The sequence below is a fragment of the Dactylosporangium sp. CA-152071 genome (genome assembly GCF_050936335.1).
Lineage (GTDB): Bacteria > Actinomycetota > Actinomycetes > Mycobacteriales > Micromonosporaceae > Dactylosporangium > Dactylosporangium maewongense.
Window position 1 is genome coordinate 8,518,880 of record NZ_JBNJMZ010000001.1, and the last position, 16,419, is coordinate 8,535,298.

The window sequence follows — 16,419 nt, forward strand, 5'->3', positions numbered from 1 at the left end:
TGAGTAATGAACCGACGAACCAAGCCGATGGATGAGGGTCGGCCGATCTTCCTGCAGATCGCAGAGCAGATCGAGACGTCGATCGTCGACGGTTCGCTGCCCGAGGAGGCGCAGGTCCCGTCGACGAACGAGCTCGCGGCGTTTCACCGGATCAACCCCGCCACCGCCGCCAAGGGCGTCAACCAGCTGGTGGACGACGGCGTGCTCTACAAGAAGCGAGGCATCGGCATGTTCGTCTCCACGGGCGCGCGGGCCAGGCTCCGGCAGCGCCGCAAGGAGCAGTTCAGCGAGTTGTACCTGCAGCCGCTACTGGCCGAGGCGGCGAAGCTCGGCATCCACGCCGACGAGCTCAAGACGATGATCGACCGCCACGAGGAGCAGCGATGACCACCACCCCCGTCGTGTCGGTGCAGGGCGTCTCGAAGCGGTTCGGCTCCGTCGCCGCGGTCGACGACGTCAGCTTCGACCTGCGCCGCAACGGCATCTACGGCCTGCTCGGCCGCAACGGCGCCGGCAAGACCACCCTCATGCAGCTGCTCACCGGCCAGCAGTTCGCCACCGGCGGCACGATCCGCGTCCTCGGCGCCGACCCGGTCGAGAACAGCCAGGTGCTGCGGCAGGTCAGCTTCGTCAAGGAGAGCCAGCGCTACCCGGACACGTTCAAGGTGCGGCACGTCCTGCTCGCCGGCCGGCTGCTGTTCCCCGAGTGGGACGAGGCGTTCGCCCGATCGCTCGTCGCCGACTTCCAGCTGCCCGTCGGCCGGCTGGTGAAGAAGCTGTCCCGCGGCATGCTGTCCGCGCTCGGCGTCACCGTCGGGCTCGCGTCCCGGGCGCCGCTGACGTTCTTCGACGAGCCCTACCTGGGCCTGGACGCCGTGTCGCGCCAGCTGTTCTACGACCGGCTGCTCGCCGACTACGCCGAGCACCCGCGGACCGTCGTGCTCTCCACCCATCTCATCGACGAGGTCGGCGACCTCATCGAGCACGTGCTGCTCATCGAGCGCGGCCGGATCGTCCTGGACGAGGCCGCCGACGCGCTGCGCGGGCAGGTCGTCACCGTCACCGGCCCGGCGCCGGCCGTCGACCGGCTCACCGTGAACACCGACGAGCTGCACCGCGAGCAGCTCGGGCCGCTCACCCGGGCCACCGTCCGGGGCGCCGTCCCGGCCAGCGCGGCCCGGGAGGCCGGCGTCCAGCTGGAACCCGTCTCGCTGCAGCAGCTCGTCGTCCGCATCACCGCACGGAAGGCCGCCTCATGAACCGCGTCTTCGCCATCGTCCGAATGCAGGCCGCGGGCCGCCGCGACGGCCTTGTCTGGCCCCTGGTCATCCTCGGCATCGCGTTCGCCGTCAACCTGGTGCTGTTCGGCTCGATGGGCGACGAGATGGGCGACCGTCCCGTGACCGGCGGCCTGGCCAGCGTCTACATCACCGCGCTCGTGTTCGGGGCGGTCGCGATGGCGCAGCAGTTCCCGTTCGCGCTCGGGATGAGCGTGACCCGGCGCGAGTTCGGCGCCGCGATCGGCCTGTTCACCCTCGCGCAGACCGTCATCTACGCCGTGCTCCTCGTCGTCCTCCAGGCGGTCGAGGCCGCCACCGGCGGGTGGGGCCTGCGGATGCGGTTCTTCGGCATCGGCCCCCTCGACACCTACGGCGTGCCGGCCCAGCTGCTCATCTACGGCGTGCCGCTGCTGCTGATGAGCCTCATCGGGATCGCGCTCGGCGCCGTGTACGTGCGCTGGCGCACCAACGGCGTCTTCGGCGCGATCACCGCCGTCATGGTCGTCCTCGGGCTCACCGCCGCCCTCATCACCAGGACGGGCAGGTGGCCGGCGGTCGGCGACTGGTTCCTCGACCAGAGCGCGCTGTCCCTGTTCGCCGGCTGGCCCTCGCTCGCCGTCGTGCTGCTGACCGCGCTGTCCTGGACCGCGCTGCGCAAGGCGACCGCCTGACCCGTGCGCCGGCGTCACGCCCCCCGTCACGCCCCCGGTGCGGGATCCAGCGTGCTGAGGATCGACAGGCCGCGGCGGCGGTGCTCGGCGGCGGTCACCGGGTCGGCGGCGTCGTCGTGGGCGTCGGCGAGGTGGGCCAGGACCGCGGCCTCGCCGGAGCGGTCGCCGAGCTCCAGGTACGCCCGCAGCGCGTGCCCGTAGCAGGCGATCGCCTGGCGGGGGTCGCCGAGCCGGTGGTGGGCGTGGCCGACGGCGTCCCAGGCGCCCGCCTCGCCGTGCCGGTCGTCGAGCTCGATCGTCTCGGTGAGCGCCTCCCGGCAGCGCTGCAGGGCCTGCCGGTGCTCGCCGAGGTGGCCGTGGATCCAGCCGGTGGCGTTGAGGGCGCGGGCCCGCCAGATCCGGTCGCCGAGCCGGTCGAAGCGGCGCAGCGCCTCCTCGGTCAGGGACAGCGCCTGCGGGTACCGCCGCAGGCGCAGCGCCAGCCCGCCCAGGTGGTAGCCGGCCCGGGCCAGCCCCGCCGTGTCACCGGCCTGCTCGTGCACCCACATCGCGGCGCCCAGGTGGTGCTCGGCGTCCTCGTAGCGGCCGATCCGGGCGTACGTGCGACCCAGCGCGCACGCGGTGTCACCCAGGCCCGCGTGGTCCACAGCCGGCGACCGGCCCCGCAGCTGGGCCCGCAGCGCGGTCTCGTGGACGGCGGCGAGGTCGTGCCACCGCCCGCGCCAGTCGAGGAACGTCGTGACCGCGGCCGCGAGCCGCCACGTGTGCCCGTCGAAGCCGGCGTCGGCGGCGAGGCGCACAGCCGCGAGCAGCGGGTCGCGTTCCGCGTCGAACCAGGCCAGGGCCTCGCCGCGGGTCTGGGGCCGGGGCACGGTCGTGCCGGGCTGCGGGTCGCCGAGGCGCCGCGGGCCGCGGGCCGGGTCGAGCAGGCGGGCCGCCGCGTCGGCGGTGTGCAGGTAATGGTCCAGCAGCCGGTGTACGGCCAGCCGGTGGCCCGGCGCCGCGTCGTGGACGGCGGCCTGCTCGGCGGCATACGCCCGCAGCAGGTCGTGCAGGCAGTGCCGGCCGGGCGTGTCCTGGAAGACGAGGTTGGCGCGCACCAGCTCCGCCAGGGGGACCCGGGCCGCGGCCGCCGGGACGCCGGCGAGGCTGGCGATCGCGCCGGCGCCGAGGTCCGTGCCGGGGGCGAGGCTCATCCGGCGCAGCAGCTCCGCGGCCGCCGGTCGCAGCGCCCGGTAGGACCAGGAGAACACCGCCCGCGGGTCGGACACCGGGTCGTCGCCGGCGATCGCGTCCAGCGTGCCGGACGGCGTGCCGGCGGCGCGCAGCGACGCCGCCAGGTCCGCCAGGGGCAGCTCCGGCCGGGTCGCGGCCCGCCCGGCGGCGACGGCGAGCGCCAGGGGCAGCCGCGCGCAGCGGGCCACGATCTCGGCGACCGCCGCGGGCTCGGCCGCGACCCGGGCCGCGCCGAGCCGGCGGACCAGCAGGTCCCCGGCCTCGCCGGCGCTGAGCAGGTCGACGGCGACGGGCAGCGCCCCTTCGAGGGCGACCAGCGACGTGAGCGCGTCGCGGCTGGTGACGACCGCGAGGCAGCCGGGGGTGCCGGGCAGCAGCGGCCGGACCTGCTCGGCGTCGCGGGCGTTGTCGAGCACGATCAGGACCCGCCGGCCGGCCAGGAGGCTGCGCAGCAGGCCGGCCTGCGCGGCGAGCCCGGCGGGGACGCGGGCGGCGGCGACCCCGAACGCGTCGAGGAACCCGCGGACCGCGTCGGCGGGGTCGACCGGCCGGCCGCCGGGGTCGAAGCCGCGCAGGTTGACATACAGCTGGCCGTCGGGGAACCGCCCGGCGGCGCGGTGCGCCCAGTGCACGACCAGCGCCGACTTGCCCACGCCCGCGGTCCCGGTGACCGCGGCGACCGCGACCCCACCGGTGCCGGTGTCTGCGGTGTCTGCGGTGTCGCCGGTGGCTCCGGTGAGGAGCGAGTCGAGGCGGGCGAGCTCGCCGGTCCGGCCGGCGAACGTGCCCACCGCCAGGGGCAGCTGGGCCGGCACCGCGGGGGCGGTGGCGGCGACCGGGGCGGGCGCGTCCAGCTCCGGGTCCTGGCGCAGGATCCCCGCCTCCAGGTCGCGCAGCGCGGCGCCGGGCTCGATGCCGAGGTCGTCGTCGAGCGTGCCGCGCAGCCGCCGGAACGCCGCGAGGGCGTCGGCCTGGCGGCCCAGCCGGTACAGCGTGAGCATCAGCAGCCCGTGCAGCTGCTCGTCGAAGGGGTGTTCGCGGGTCAGCTGCTCCAGGTCCGGCAGCAGCTGCGCGTGCTGCCCCAGCCCGAGCCGCGCCTCCAGCAGGGCGCGCCGGCCGCGCAGCCACAGCTGGCCGAGCCGCTCGGCCTGCTCGTCGAGCCACGGCAGCCCGCCGGTGTCGGCGAGGGGCGTGCCGCGCCACAGCTCGAGCGCGGCCTGCAGGTGGCGGGCGCGGGCCGCGGGGTCGGCCTCCCGCAGGCCGGCGGCGATGCGCCGTTCGGCGACCGCGACGTCGGTCCCGTCGCCGCCCGCGTCGAGCAGGTAGCCGGGTGGACGGGACGCGATGACGGCCTTGTCGCCGAGGGTGCGTCGCAGGTACGACACGTGACTCTGCAACGCGTTGACGGCGTTCGGCGGGGGAGCGTCGCCCCACACCAGGTCGACGAGGCGCCCGGTGCTGACGACCTCGCCCGGGTGCAGGCCGAGGACCGCGAGGACCGCCTTGCGCCGCTGCCCCCGCACGGGGCGCGCGGCACCGTCGACGAGCACGTCGACCGGACCGAGAAGCCTCACCCGCAACGCCGCCGCCCCCCAACGGTTGACTCCCTCGAACGTATCGATGAACCCGGGCGCTGACCGCCGGGTGTCCGACTGTTGACGACGCAACCGAACCGGCGCGCCGGCGGTCTTCGCCGCCTGCCCCCGGGTGTCGCCGCGGTGGTCCGGATAGGTTGGATCGATGAGCGCGTTGGAGAAGCTGCGGGCTGCCGCGCCCGTCATGCGTGAGGACCTTGCCGGGCTCGTCGCCGTCGAGTCGCCGTCCGCCGACCTCGACGCCCTGGCCAGATGCGCCGACGTCGTCGCCGGGCTCGGCCGGCGGTGCACCGGGCTGGCGCCGGAGCGGGTCGTCGTCGCCGACCGGCCGCACCTGCGGTGGCGCTTCGGTGACGGGCCGGTCCGCGTGGTGCTCGTCGGGCACTTCGACACGGTGTGGCCGGTCGGCACCCTGGCCCGCTGGCCGTTCGCCGTCGACGGCGACCGGTGCACCGGCCCCGGCGTCGTGGACATGAAGGGCGGCCTGGTCGTGCTCTTCCACGCCCTGGCGGCGGTCGCGGACCTCGACGGCGTCGCCGTGGTGTGCAACTCCGACGAGGAGATCGGCTCACCGACATCGCTGGCGCTCATCGAGGAGACGGCCGCCGGCGCGGCGGGCGCGCTGATCCTCGAGGGCAGCGCCGACGGCCGGCTGAAGATCGCCCGGAAGGGCATCGCGCACTACTCGCTGCGGGTCACCGGCCGCGCGTCGCACGCCGGGGTCGCCCCGCACCTCGGGATCAACGCCGGGGTCGAGCTGGCGCACCAGGTGCTGCGGGTCGCGGCGCTCGGCGCCCCACCGGGCACGACCGTCACCCCCACCGACGCCGTCGTCGGCACCACGAGCAACACGGTGCCGGCCGCCGCCCGGGTCAGCGTCGACGTCCGCGCGTTCGACCCGGCCGAGCTGACCCGGGTCGACACGGCGCTGCGCGGCCTGCGGCCGGTGCTGCCGGGCGCCGAGCTCACCGTCGAGCTCGGCCCGTCCCGGCCCGCGATGCCCGAGTCGGCGTCGGCGTCGCTGTTCGCCCTGGCCCGCCGGGTCGGCGCCGAGCTGGGCCTGCCGCCGCTTTCGGGCGAGGCGGTCGGCGGCGGCTCCGACGGCAACCTCACCGCCGGCATCGGCGTGCCGACCCTCGACGGGCTCGGCGTCATCGGCGGCAACGCGCACGCCGAAGGGGAGTGGTCCGACCTGGCGACCATGCCGGAGCGGGCCGCCCTCGTCGCCGGCCTCGTCGACGCGATCGGCCGGTTACGGTGAACCTGGCCGCCGCCGACGCCGCCTCCCCGGTGGCGGACGCGTGGGAGTGCGCGGCGGCGGCCGCGGAGCGGGCCGGGGTCGAGATCGTGGAGACCGCCGACGTGCCCGGCCGGGCCGCGTTCGACGACGTGTCGGTGCTGCTGCAGCGGGTGTGGCGGGCCGATCACCGGGCCGAGATCGCCGCGCCGGGCCTGCTGCGGACCTACGCGCACTCCGGCAACTACGTCGCCGGGGCCTACCGTGGCGGCCGGCTGACCGGTGCCGCGGTCGGCTTCTTCGGCCGGGACGAGCGGGGGACGCCGCACCTGCACTCGTTCGTCGCGGGGGTCGAGCCCGGCGGCCTCGGCGCGGGGGTCGGGTTCGCGATCAAGCAGCACCAGCGGGCCTGGACGCTCGCCCGCGACGTGCCCGAGGTCCGCTGGACCTACGACCCGCTCGTGCTGCGCAACGCCTCCTTCAACCTGCGCAAGCTCGGCGGCCACGCGGTCCGCTACCTGCCCGAGTTCTACGGCGCGATGGCCGACGGCATCAACAGCGGCGACCTCAGCGACCGCCTGCTGCTCGTGTGGCGGCTCGCCGCGCCCGAGGCCGTCGCCGCCGCCCACGGCACTCCCGCCGGTGTCGACGTCGCCGGCACCGCGAAGCTCCTCGACCGTGCCGGCGACGGCACACCGCTGCGGTTGCCGGCCGTCCCGGCGCCGGCGGTGCTCGTGGCCGTGCCGCCGGACGTGGAGGGCCTGCGGGCCAGCGACCCGGCGGGCGCGGCGGCGTGGCGGCTCGCGGTGCGGGACGTCATGGCCGGGCGGCTCGCCGCCGGCTGGCGGATCGCCGGGTTCTCCCGCGACGGCTACTACCTGCTCACCGGGGAGGGGTGACGACCGCCACGTCGCTGATCGACTACCGATAACTTTACAAGCGTTAGCTGACGTGTCTAACCTTACGGGCGTAAACAAACGTCCGTAAGGGGTCTCCGATGTCCGAACATCCGCGCCGGTGGGCCGCGCTCGCGGTGCTCAGCCTCACCCTGGTCGCAGTCACCCTCGACAACTCCGTGCTGAACACCGCCCTGCCGTCTTTGGCGCACGGGCTGCACGCCACCACGTCCGACCTGCAGTGGATCACCGACGCGTACACCCTCGTCTTCGCCTCGGCGCTGATCCTCGCCGGCAGCCTCGGCGCCCGGCTCGGCTCGCGGCGCGCCCTGATCGGCGGCCTCGTGGTCTTCGGCGGCGGCTCCGCCGTGGCGGCCCTCGCCGACACGCCCGGCCAGCTGATCGCGTGGCGGGCCGTCATGGGGCTCGGCGCCGCGTTCGTCATGCCGGCGACCCTCGCCATCATCACCCGCATCTTCTCCCCGGCGGAGCGGCCGAAGGCGTTCGCGGCCTGGTCGGCGGCGGCGGGCATCGGCGTGCTCATCGGCCCGGTCACGGGCGGCGCGCTGCTGGAGCACTACTCGTGGAGCAGCGCCTTCTGGATCAACGTCCCGCTGGTCGCGGGCGCGCTGGTCGCGGTGGTCCGGCTGGTGCCGGCCGTCCCGGTGGTGCGCACCGGCCGCCTCGACATCCTCGGCGCCCTGCTGTCCACGGCCGCGGTCGCGCTGCTGGTGGACTTCGTCATCCAGGCCCCGGCCCGCGGCTGGACCGCTCCGCTCGGCTTCGCCGAGCTCGGCGCCGCCGTCGTCCTGGCCGCGCTGTTCGTGGCGTGGCAGCTGCGGGCGGCGTCGCCGCTGGTGCGGCTCGACCTGTTCGCCAACCGCACCTTCCTGCTCGCCGCGCTGTCCCTCGCCGTCGTGTTCTTCGTCCTCTTCGGCACGCTGTTCGAGCTGTCGCAGTACCTGCAGCTCGTCCACGGGTACAGCCCGCTCGTCGCCGGCCTGGGCGCGATGCCCTTCGCCGTCGCGATGGCGACCACCTCCGCGACCTCGGCGCTGCTGTCGAAGCGGCTCGGCGTGCGCTGGACCCTCGTGCTGGGCCTGTCCCTCGCCGTCGCCGGGCTGCTCTCGCTGTCCACCACCGGGGTCGGCACCGAGTTCTGGAAGGTCGCATTCGGGACCGGCGTGATCGGGCTCGGCATGGGCATGATGATGGCCCCGGCCAGCCTGCAGATCAGCGGCTCGGTCCCGCCCGAGTACAGCTCCATGGCCGCCGCCCTCAACAGCGTCATCCGCGAGCTCGGCGGCGTCCTCGGCATCGCGGTGCTCGGCACGGTCGTCTCCTCGGCGTACCGGAGCGACCCCGCCCTGGTCCTGCCCGGCGCGGACCTGCCGGCCGCGCACGCCGCCGCGGCCACCATGCCGCCCGCCGACGCGCAGCACGTCCTGTCCGCCGCCGACGCCGCCTTCACCGCCGCCATGGACCGCGGCGCCCTGGTCGCGGCCGGCATCGCGGCCCTGATGGCCGTCGCCGTGGCCGTGATCCGCCCGGCGGCCGCCCGCACCGCGCCCGCCGAGGCGCAGCTCGTCGCCCAACCGGCATGATGGACCGATGACGACATCGGGAGGCCGCACTCGCAACCGCAGGGGCGAGGGCGGCCTCCTGCGCGACGAGATCGTCGCCGCCGCCGAACGCATCCTGGAGCGCGAGGGCGACGAGGCCGCGATCACGCTGCGGTCCGTGGCCCGGGAGGCCGGGATCGCGGCGCCGTCCATCTACGCGCACTTCGCCGACCGGGACGCCGTCATCGAGGCCGTGCTCGACATCGCGTTCGACCGGCTGCGGCAGATCGTCATCGACACCACCACGGCGCTCGCCGACGACGACTGCGTCGCGTCCCTGCTGGCCGGGTGTCACGCCTATGTCGACTTCGCGATGCGGGAGCCGGCGCGCTACCGGGTGCTGTTCGGCCGCCTCCGGGAGGGCCGGCCCGACCTGAAGATGCCGCTGAAGCTGGAGGACGTGCCCCCGAAGTGGCGGTCCCGCCTGCAGTCCTTCGAGGTGCTCGTCCACGCGCTCGGCGCCTGCGTCGCCGCCGGCCGGTCCACCAGCACCGACCCGTTCGCCGACGCGGCGCTGGTGTGGACGGCGCTGCACGGCGCGGTCATGATGCGCCAGTTCGTGCCGGGCTTCCCGTGGCCGCCGTTCGAGGAGTCCGTCGACGCGGTCGTCCTGCGCATCTGCCGGATCTCGCAGTGACCCTCGCCGACGACCTCGCGGGCCCGGTCGACACCGCCGCGCGGGCCCTGCTGGGCTGCACGTTGACCGCCGGCGGGGTGACGGTCCGCCTGACCGAGGTGGAGGCGTACTCGGGCACCGGCGAGGACCCGGCCTCCCACGCCCACCGCGGCCGCACCCCGCGCAACGAGATCATGTTCGGCCCCGCCGGCCACGCGTACGTCTACTTCACCTACGGCATGCACTACTGCGTCAACGTCGTCACCGGCACCGACGGCACCGCGTCGGCGGTGCTGCTGCGGGCCGGCGAGGTCGTCGACGGCCTGCCGGTCGCCAGGTCGCGCCGGCCGGCCGCGCGCACCGACGCCGAGCTGGCCCGCGGCCCCGCCAGGCTGTGCTCCGCGCTCGGCATCGACAAGTCCTTCTACGGCACCTACCTCCTGGGCGACCCGCCCCTGCTGCGGGCCCCGGCCGCCGCGGTGCCCGCCCTCGCCGTCTCGACCGGCCCCCGCGTCGGCGTCACCGGCGCGCACGACGTCCCGTGGCGCTTCTGGGTCACCGGTGACGCGACGGTCAGCGCGTACCGGCGCCACACGCCGAAACAGGCGATGTGAGGAAGGTCAGAAGCGGGTGCGCCGCCGCGGGGTGGTGACGCCCCGCTGGTGCGGCGGCGGGGCGAAGGGCCGGGTGTGGGCGCCGCCCGGGGTGCGGGGCAGGCCGTCGAGGAGGTCGTCGAGGCGCTTCACCATGGGGTCGCCGACGTCGGCCGTGTAGTCCTCCGGGCGCGTCCGGTCGATCCCCGCGGGCACCTTCGCGAGCCGGAGCAGCACCGTGCCGGCCACCGACACGACCAGGTTGGCGAGGAGTGCGATGAGGCCCACGTACACCATGACGCCGTCACCGAAGGACCAGCTGGAGCCGCCGAAGTGGGCCTTCACCACGACGCCGCCGGGGCCGAGCTGCGGGATCCGGTAGAGCATCGCCACGGCCGTGACCAGGCCCGTGACCAGGCCGGCGATGAGCGCCGCGCGGTGGAACCACGCCGTCGTCAGGCCGAACATCACCGCGGGGATGGTCTGCAGGATGACGGCGCCGCCGATGAGCTGGAGCTCCGCGGAGTACGCGGGGTCGATCAGGAGGATGACCGCGACCGCGCCGAACTTCACGACCAGCGACGCCCAGCGGCTGACGCGGGCCTCCTCGGCGGGGCCGGCGTCGGGACGCAGGTACTGGCGGTAGATCGAGCGGGTGAACGCGTTCGCCGCCGCGATCGACATGACCGCGGCCGGGATCAGCGCGGCGACGCCGAGCGTGGCGTAGGCGATGCCCGCCGACCAGCCGGGCAGCAGCTTGTGGAACAGCTGCGGGGTGATGGTGTTGAGGTCACGGCCGACGGGGACGACGCCGTTGGCGACCGCGAACAGGCCGAGCAGCCCCATCAGGCCCAGCGCCAGGCAGTAGACCGGCAGGGCGGCGGTGTTGCGCTGCACGGTCGACCGGTCCCGGGCGGCGATGATCGCGATGACCGCGTGCGGGTACGCGAAGATCGACAGCGCCGAGCCGACCACCATGGTCAGGTAGCCGATCTGCCCCGGGCCGGACAGCAGCAGGCCGTCGGCCGGCGACGGCGTCTTCGCGAAGTGCTCCGCGGCGCGCCGGAACGTGGTGCCCCAGCCGCCGGACATCGCCACGATCAGCACGCCGGACACGACGACCCACACGAGCAGGATGTCCTTGGCGATCGACAGCAGGGCCGGCGCCCGCAGCCCGGAGCGGAACGTGCTCACCGAAACCAGGCCGACGGCGACCAGCAGCGGCCACTCACCGTCGACGCCGAGCGTCTTGAACACCGCCTGCAGCGACAGCAGCTGCACCGACACGTACGGCATGGTCGCCACGATGCCCGTGACCGCCACCAGCGCCGCGAGCCCCGGCGACCCGAACCGCGCCCCGGCCATCTCGCCCGGCGTCACGAACCCGTGCCGGTGCGACACCGACCAGGCGCGGGCGGAGAGGATGAACGCGACCGGGGTCGTGGCGATCGCGAACGGCACCGCGAAGAAGCCGAGCGCGCCCACCCCGTAGGTCAGCGCGGGCACGGCGACGAACGTGTAGGCGGTGTACATGCTGCCGCCGAGCAGGAACCAGGTGACCCAGCTGCCGAACGCCCGGCCGCCGACGCCCCACTCCTCGAGGCTGTGGATGCTCTGCGGCTGCCGCCACCGCGCCGCCGCGAGGCCGAGCCCCATCATCACGGTCATGAGCAGCACGAACACGGCGATCTCGACGTCCCGGTCGCTCATCGGTGGGTCTTCCGGCGCACGCCGACGTAGACGATCGAGATGACCACGGTCGCGAGGACGGCGCAGGCCAGCTGGTACCAGTAGAAGAACGGCACCCCCAGCAGCGTCGGTTCGAGGCGGTTGTAGAACGGCACGGCCAGGGGTGCGACGGTCGGGAGCACCAGCAGCCAGTACAGGGGGCGGTGGCGCTGATCAGGCTCGGGCATCGCTTGATAACAGTGCGCGATCATCGAGAATGCAAAGACGAAAAGCCATCGACCCCATAGGTGCGCAGCATCGTCTCGAGCCGCCGCGCCGCCGGTGATCGGTGCTGGTGCCGGGAGCTGCCGGAAGGGCGTGACAGCTGGCTGACCACTCCGACGTCGACCGTCGCCGGCGGGTCGAACCGGTGCAGCACCGCCCCGGCCGCCTCGGCCCGCCGCGCGTAGCCGCCGGCGACGACCGCCGTCGCGCCCGCCCGCAGCAGCGGCAGGACGGCCTCGCTGTGCCGGGTCCTGACGTCCGCGCCGTCGACGCGGAACCGTTCCTGCCGGCCGAGCGGCTCGACGCGGACGGCGGGGTGCTCGACCGGCAGGTACGTGACGCCGAGCTCGCAGCGCCCGTCGACGACGTGGCGGACCAGGTCGTCCTCGTCGCGCGGGCCGTGCACGCGCACCGGCACCCCCGGATGCCGCCGCCGGAACGCCGCGATGGCCGGCGCCACGTCCATGGCCAGGGGGTCGAGGACGGCGACGTCGAGCCAGCCGGCGGCGAGGCCGACGACGCACCCGACCGCGGCCCGGGCGTCGGCGAGGTCGGCGAGCACCTTCCTGGCCGGGTCGAGCAGCGCCTTCCCGGCGTCCGTCAGGGCGAGCGGGCGCTGCCGCCGGTCGAACAGCTCCACCGACATGTCCCGTTCGAGCGCCCGGATCGACTGGGACAGCGACGGCTGTGCCACGTGCAGCGCGGCGGCCGCCGCGGTGACGCTGCCGTGCTCGGCGACGGCGACGAAGTACGCGAGCCTGCGCAGGTCCATGCCGCCGTCACCCCTCCCGCAGCGCGTGGTCGGCTTCCCGCCGGCCGTGGCCTGCTTCTCGCGGGGCGTGGTCGGCCTCTCGCAGGGCATGGTCCAGGAATGCCCGCGCCGTCGCGGACAGCTCGCCGGGGCGGTGCACGATGCCGTACGGCAGCCGCAACGCCGGCACGACCCGCCTGACCACGGCCCCTCTGGCCACCGCCGCGGGCGTGGCCACGTCAGGCATGAACGCCGCCCCGGCCCCGGCGATGACCAGGTCGGTGATCAGGTCCCGCTGCCCGCTCTCGACCACGACCCTGGTCCTGACCCCGGCCGCCCGCAGCGCCGACTCGACCAGCAGCCGCGACGCGCTGCCGCGCGGGACCCCGAGCAGCTCCAGTCCCGCCAGATCCGCCAGCCGCACGGCCTCGGCGGTGGCGGCGGCGGCAGAGGCGGCGGCAGAGGCGGAGGAGGGTGGGACGCGGGTCGCGGGGCGGGCGGTGTGCGGCGGCGGGAACACGAGGACCAGGTCGTGCGCGCCGAGCGCCACCTCGCACAGCCCCAGCCGGGCCGCCGGCAGGTGGACCAGGCCGAGCTCGCTCACCCCCGTCGCGGACCCGGGCCAGCAGCGCCTCGTCGGTGTCGCGGTCCAGGTTGACCGACACGCCCGGGTGTGCCCGCAGGAAGCCACCGACCAGCTCGGCGCCCGGGTGCGCCCCGAGCGGCGCCGACGCCACGAGCTCCAGGCTGTCGTGCTCGGGCCGCCCGCCGACGGCCTCGCCGGCCATGGCGACGTCGCGGATCAGCACCCGGGCCGGCCCGAGGAACGCCCGGCCGGCCGCGGACAGCGTCACCCCGTGCGACGCCCGGTGGAACAGGGCCGTGCCGAGGTCGCGCTCCAGGGCCTTCACCGACTGCGACATGGTCGGCTGGGCGACGTTGAGCGCGGTCGCCGCCCTGCCGAACCCACCGTGCTCCACCACGGCGAGGAAGTACCTGATCTGCCGGGTGTCCACGGGTCACACGTCTTTCAGCACGCTTCGTGCAGAAATCATGTCGACAGTGTTACGCGTGTGTGCCGAGCGTGTCCAGGATCTGGACTCCGGACTTCGCGGCGGCCCGGCCCCCGCGACCGTGACGGCCGCGGGACCGGGCTTGCCATCAATGCCGGGACCGTTACCAGCACGCCTCGCGCTGCGGGACCCGGTCCGCGTCCGGCCGGCGGATCATCGCGGTGAGCGGTGCCAGCCGGTACTCGGCGTCGGTCACGTGCTCGCCCCATTCCGTGCCGGTGTCGTCCGTGTCGGCGCCGGTGACATCCGTGCCGGTGCCGGCCGGGCCGGTCTCGTGGGCCGACACGACCGCCATGAACGTGTTCGGCGCGGCGCCGTGCCAGTGCCACTCGCCGGCCTCGACGACGACGGTGTCGCCGGCGCGCACCTCGTGGATCGGGCCGCCCCGGCGCTGCACCCGGCCCACGCCGTGCAGGACGGTCAGGATCCGGCCGTACGGGCAGCGGTGCCAGGCCGTCCGGGTGCCGGGACTGAACTGCGCATGGAACGTCTGCAGGCGGGACGGCTCCGGGCCGGTGACGTCCCGGTCGATCCAGACGACGCCGGAATAGTGTTGTTGCGGGGCCTGCCGGCCTCGGCTCGGGGCACGGACGACTTCCATGGACCTTCCTCTCTGGAAACGGACTCCCTGTTTCGGTTCGCTGCTGTGATTCGCCCGGGCGGACGCGTCAGGCCTTGTAGTCGGCCCAGGACAGGTCCCAGGCGGTCCAGCCGTCGCCCGGGTCCAGCGGCACCCCGGTGTTGCGCGTGGTGACCGGGTCACCGACGAGCGTCTGCTCGTACAGCCACTTCGCGTTCGCGGTCGAGACGTTGGTGCAACCGTGGGAGACGTTGCGCTGGCCCTGGTCGCCGACCGACCACGGCGCTGCGTGGATGTACTGGCCGCCCCACGTCAGCCGCATGGCGTACTGCACCGCGACGGTGTACTCCGGGGTGCGGAACACCGTCGAGGCCTCCCGCGACATGATGACGGTGGCGCCGCTCGACGTCGGCGTCGACGGCTTGCCGAGGCTCACCGGCATGGTCCGCACGAGTGCGTCGTTCTGGTAGACGTTCATCTGCTTCGTCGCGTTGTCGATGTCGATGGTCAGCTTCCGGCCGATCGTGACCGTCGCCGCGAAGTCCTCGTCGGCGTGACCGGAGCCGATCCGCACGCCGTTGAGCGCCTTCCGCGCGGTGATCTTCGTGCCGGGCTGCCAGTACTTCTCCGGCCGGTACATCACCTGCCGGCCGCCGAACCAGTGCCACGCACCGGGCTGCGGCGGATCGCTCTTCACGAAGAGGCGCTGTTGCACGGCGGCACGCGACTCCTGCGGGACGTCGGAGCCGAACTCCACGACGATCGGCATGCCGACGCCGTAGGTCCCGCCGTTGGTCAACATCAGGTCGGACGTGACGACCGGTCCGCTGGCCTTCGCCGCCGTGGTGAAGGCCGTCTCCCGGGTCACGGGTTTGTTGTCGGCACCGACGGCGGTGACCTTCGCGGTGTACGCCGTGCTGTAGCGCAGCGCGGTGGCGGGCACCCACGACGTACCGTCGTCGCGGAACTCGCCGGCGACCCGCTGGCCCGCCGGGTCGGTCAGGACGACCTCGGTGATCTTCCCGTCGTTGACCTTCGTGCCGATCTCGGTGCTGATCGCCACCCCCGACTCGCCCGCCGCCGGGCTGACGGCCAGCCCGACCGCCGGCGGCGGAGCGGTCCACTTCGCCGCCGTGGGCTTCTTCGTCGAACTGTGACACGCCGACAGGCCCAACTGCGCTCCCACCGCGAGCGCGACCAGCGCCGCCGCGGTCCGGCTGGGCCCCCTCATGTGTTCTGCCTGTGCATGGACATGGGGGCATCGTCGTGCGCATCGGGGCGAGGCCGGGGCAGCAATACGAGTGACAATGCGAGGGACCTGGGCCCGCGCGGTGGAATTCCTACATGACGGCGTCCACGATCTGTTGTGCGAGCCCTTCCCACTTCGCGTAGGCGTCCGGGAACGCCGACCGCTGCACCATCTGCGCGGCTATGGTGACGGCCTGCTGCTCCCAGCCCGGGATCTGGGCGAGCGCCGCGTAGAACCTGCGGGCGGACTCGTGCGGGTTCATCAGCTGGTCGACCGAACCCCAGCTCGGCCGCTGCTGGAAGAGGCCGACCGAGTCGTAGTCGTACCCCACGCCCTCGTTGGGGTGCTGCAGCGACTGCGGCACGTTCGGGTTCGCGAGGTTCCGCAGGTGGCTCTCCTGCAGGGCGGTGGCGATCCCCACGACGGCCGCGCGCCGCGGCAGGTTCAGCTGCCGGGCGACGTCGATGATCGCGACGGCGTTGTTCATCTCGGCCTGGGTCAGCCCGCCGACGGGCGCGTGCACGGTCGGCGACGGCGCCGCCGTCGATGCCGGTGGCGTGGCGGCGGGTGCCGGGGTGGTCTTCGCCGGTGCCGGGGCGGCCTTCGTCGGTGCCGGCGTGGCCTTGTTCGCGCTGTCGGCGGGTTTCCGGGTGCGGCTGCGTGAGGCCTGCCCGCCGGCCGCCGAGCGTTCGGCGTCGACGGCGAACGCCGCACTGTCTGTCGGCACGGCGGCGGGTCCGGCCGACGCCGACAGCGTCGCGGACAGGCCGACCGCCACGACCGCGACGGCGCCCACGGCGTAGCGGCGGATCTCGGCCGGCACGGGTGCGCGCAGCCGGAATCGGGTCGCGTGCCGCCCCCGCCGGGAGCGGCGCAGGTGTCGGGGACCGCGTGCGGTCGCACCGTTGAGCTGCTGGTCATCATCGGCGCCCGGAAGCATCCGGCGAGCCTAGGGAGGCCCCGGATCCGGGGTGATGCCGGGCATGCGAACCTGCCGACCGGACACTGGGCGGGCCGCACGGGGCCGGGGCGCGGTCGGCGAGGTGCACCGGGGCACGGCGCAACCG

The 16,419-nt window shown here is 74.5% G+C and carries 16 protein-coding genes and 1 pseudogene; 8 read left to right on the forward strand and 9 right to left on the reverse strand.

Annotated elements, in window-relative coordinates:
• Positions 1 to 27: 27 nt before the first annotated feature.
• The 3 genes from ACQEVZ_RS38455 to ACQEVZ_RS38465 are packed head-to-tail and all read left to right on the forward strand — an operon-like array spanning position 28 to position 1,951.
• Positions 28 to 387, forward strand: a complete 360-nt coding sequence (locus ACQEVZ_RS38455) for a GntR family transcriptional regulator (protein ID WP_344503611.1) — start codon at positions 28 to 30, stop codon at positions 385 to 387.
• Entirely contained in the window at positions 384 to 1,259 is an 876-nt protein-coding gene (locus ACQEVZ_RS38460; RefSeq protein ID WP_433375757.1) for an ABC transporter ATP-binding protein, read from the forward strand. Before ACQEVZ_RS38455 ends, ACQEVZ_RS38460 begins: the two co-directional genes overlap by 4 nt.
• Complete coding sequence (locus ACQEVZ_RS38465; protein ID WP_354903783.1) at positions 1,256 to 1,951, forward strand: hypothetical protein; 696 nt, start codon at positions 1,256 to 1,258, stop codon at positions 1,949 to 1,951. Before ACQEVZ_RS38460 ends, ACQEVZ_RS38465 begins: the two co-directional genes overlap by 4 nt.
• 26 nt (positions 1,952 to 1,977) lie before the next feature.
• Here the strand turns inward: ACQEVZ_RS38465 and ACQEVZ_RS38470 are convergent, their stop codons facing one another.
• A complete protein-coding gene (locus ACQEVZ_RS38470) occupies positions 1,978 to 4,968 on the reverse strand; it encodes a BTAD domain-containing putative transcriptional regulator (RefSeq protein ID WP_433375759.1) in 2,991 nt (996 codons plus the stop codon).
• On the opposite strand from ACQEVZ_RS38470, the gene ACQEVZ_RS38475 reads away from it, so the two are divergent.
• The 5 genes from ACQEVZ_RS38475 to ACQEVZ_RS38495 all read left to right on the forward strand — a co-directional run bounded on the left by ACQEVZ_RS38475 (position 4,928) and on the right by ACQEVZ_RS38495 (position 9,767).
• Entirely contained in the window at positions 4,928 to 6,043 is a 1,116-nt protein-coding gene (locus ACQEVZ_RS38475) for a M20 family metallopeptidase (protein WP_354905043.1), read from the forward strand. The genes ACQEVZ_RS38470 and ACQEVZ_RS38475 overlap by 41 nt on opposite strands.
• Positions 6,040 to 6,918: a GNAT family N-acetyltransferase gene (locus ACQEVZ_RS38480; RefSeq protein ID WP_433375763.1), complete on the forward strand. Its 879-nt coding sequence runs from the start codon at positions 6,040 to 6,042 to the stop codon at positions 6,916 to 6,918. Before ACQEVZ_RS38475 ends, ACQEVZ_RS38480 begins: the two co-directional genes overlap by 4 nt.
• A gap of 98 nt (positions 6,919 to 7,016) precedes the next feature.
• Positions 7,017 to 8,519, forward strand: a complete 1,503-nt coding sequence (locus ACQEVZ_RS38485; protein ID WP_433375766.1) for an MFS transporter — start codon at positions 7,017 to 7,019, stop codon at positions 8,517 to 8,519.
• Positions 8,520 to 8,526: 7 nt separating this feature from the next.
• Positions 8,527 to 9,174, forward strand: coding sequence for a TetR/AcrR family transcriptional regulator (locus tag ACQEVZ_RS38490; RefSeq protein ID WP_433375769.1), 648 nt, complete (start codon positions 8,527 to 8,529; stop codon positions 9,172 to 9,174).
• Positions 9,156 to 9,767: a DNA-3-methyladenine glycosylase gene (locus ACQEVZ_RS38495; RefSeq protein WP_433377219.1), complete on the forward strand. Its 612-nt coding sequence runs from the start codon at positions 9,156 to 9,158 to the stop codon at positions 9,765 to 9,767. Before ACQEVZ_RS38490 ends, ACQEVZ_RS38495 begins: the two co-directional genes overlap by 19 nt.
• A gap of 6 nt (positions 9,768 to 9,773) precedes the next feature.
• Here ACQEVZ_RS38495 and ACQEVZ_RS38500 read toward each other — a convergent pair whose 3' ends face one another.
• The 8 genes and pseudogenes from ACQEVZ_RS38500 to ACQEVZ_RS38535 form a co-directional block, all read right to left on the reverse strand.
• Positions 9,774 to 11,456 carry a sodium:solute symporter family protein gene (locus ACQEVZ_RS38500; protein WP_433375772.1) on the reverse strand — a complete coding sequence of 561 codons (1,683 nt, stop codon included), beginning with the start codon at positions 11,454 to 11,456 and terminating at the stop codon, positions 9,774 to 9,776.
• On the reverse strand, positions 11,453 to 11,662 hold the full coding sequence (locus ACQEVZ_RS38505; RefSeq protein WP_344503620.1) for a DUF3311 domain-containing protein: 210 nt from the start codon (positions 11,660 to 11,662) through the stop codon (positions 11,453 to 11,455). The genes ACQEVZ_RS38500 and ACQEVZ_RS38505 overlap by 4 nt, the downstream gene beginning before the upstream one ends.
• Before the next feature lie 20 nt (positions 11,663 to 11,682).
• Entirely contained in the window at positions 11,683 to 12,471 is a 789-nt protein-coding gene (locus ACQEVZ_RS38510; RefSeq protein ID WP_433375776.1) for a LysR family transcriptional regulator, read from the reverse strand.
• Positions 12,472 to 12,478: 7 nt separating this feature from the next.
• Positions 12,479 to 13,054 (reverse strand): LysR family transcriptional regulator substrate-binding protein, encoded by a 576-nt coding sequence (locus ACQEVZ_RS38515; RefSeq protein WP_433375779.1) that lies wholly within the window; start codon positions 13,052 to 13,054, stop codon positions 12,479 to 12,481.
• A 238-nt stretch (positions 13,055 to 13,292) separates the two neighbouring features.
• Positions 13,293 to 13,466 (reverse strand): annotated as a pseudogene (locus ACQEVZ_RS38520) (LysR family transcriptional regulator); the annotation flags it as partial.
• Between the two features lie 160 nt (positions 13,467 to 13,626).
• Positions 13,627 to 14,124: a cupin domain-containing protein gene (locus ACQEVZ_RS38525; RefSeq protein WP_433375782.1), complete on the reverse strand. Its 498-nt coding sequence runs from the start codon at positions 14,122 to 14,124 to the stop codon at positions 13,627 to 13,629.
• Positions 14,125 to 14,191: 67 nt separating this feature from the next.
• Positions 14,192 to 15,334, reverse strand: coding sequence for an Ig-like domain-containing protein (locus tag ACQEVZ_RS38530; protein WP_433375785.1), 1,143 nt, complete (start codon positions 15,332 to 15,334; stop codon positions 14,192 to 14,194).
• Between the two features lie 109 nt (positions 15,335 to 15,443).
• A complete protein-coding gene (locus ACQEVZ_RS38535; protein WP_433375788.1) occupies positions 15,444 to 16,292 on the reverse strand; it encodes a hypothetical protein in 849 nt (282 codons plus the stop codon).
• Positions 16,293 to 16,419 lie beyond the last annotated feature (127 nt).

Bases quoted from the DNA above. Each gene is read 5' to 3' on its own strand.
- ACQEVZ_RS38505 (WP_344503620.1), bottom strand. From the start codon at position 11,662: ATGCCCGAGCCTGATCAGCGCCACCGCCCCCTGTACTGGCTGCTGGTG.
- ACQEVZ_RS38525 (WP_433375782.1), bottom strand. From the start codon at position 14,124: ATGGAAGTCGTCCGTGCCCCGAGCCGAGGCCGGCAGGCCCCGCAACAA.
- ACQEVZ_RS38485 (WP_433375766.1), top strand. From the start codon at position 7,017: ATGTCCGAACATCCGCGCCGGTGGGCCGCGCTCGCGGTGCTCAGCCTC.
- ACQEVZ_RS38535 (WP_433375788.1), bottom strand. From the start codon at position 16,292: ATGCTTCCGGGCGCCGATGATGACCAGCAGCTCAACGGTGCGACCGCA.
- ACQEVZ_RS38510 (WP_433375776.1), bottom strand. From the start codon at position 12,471: ATGGACCTGCGCAGGCTCGCGTACTTCGTCGCCGTCGCCGAGCACGGC.
- ACQEVZ_RS38455 (WP_344503611.1), top strand. From the start codon at position 28: ATGGATGAGGGTCGGCCGATCTTCCTGCAGATCGCAGAGCAGATCGAG.
- ACQEVZ_RS38470 (WP_433375759.1), bottom strand. From the start codon at position 4,968: ATGACGGGCGCGGCAGCCCGCAGCTTCTCCAACGCGCTCATCGATCCA.
- ACQEVZ_RS38465 (WP_354903783.1), top strand. From the start codon at position 1,256: ATGAACCGCGTCTTCGCCATCGTCCGAATGCAGGCCGCGGGCCGCCGC.
- ACQEVZ_RS38530 (WP_433375785.1), bottom strand. From the start codon at position 15,334: ATGAGGGGGCCCAGCCGGACCGCGGCGGCGCTGGTCGCGCTCGCGGTG.
- ACQEVZ_RS38460 (WP_433375757.1), top strand. From the start codon at position 384: ATGACCACCACCCCCGTCGTGTCGGTGCAGGGCGTCTCGAAGCGGTTC.
- ACQEVZ_RS38490 (WP_433375769.1), top strand. From the start codon at position 8,527: ATGACGACATCGGGAGGCCGCACTCGCAACCGCAGGGGCGAGGGCGGC.
- ACQEVZ_RS38500 (WP_433375772.1), bottom strand. From the start codon at position 11,456: ATGAGCGACCGGGACGTCGAGATCGCCGTGTTCGTGCTGCTCATGACC.
- ACQEVZ_RS38475 (WP_354905043.1), top strand. From the start codon at position 4,928: ATGAGCGCGTTGGAGAAGCTGCGGGCTGCCGCGCCCGTCATGCGTGAG.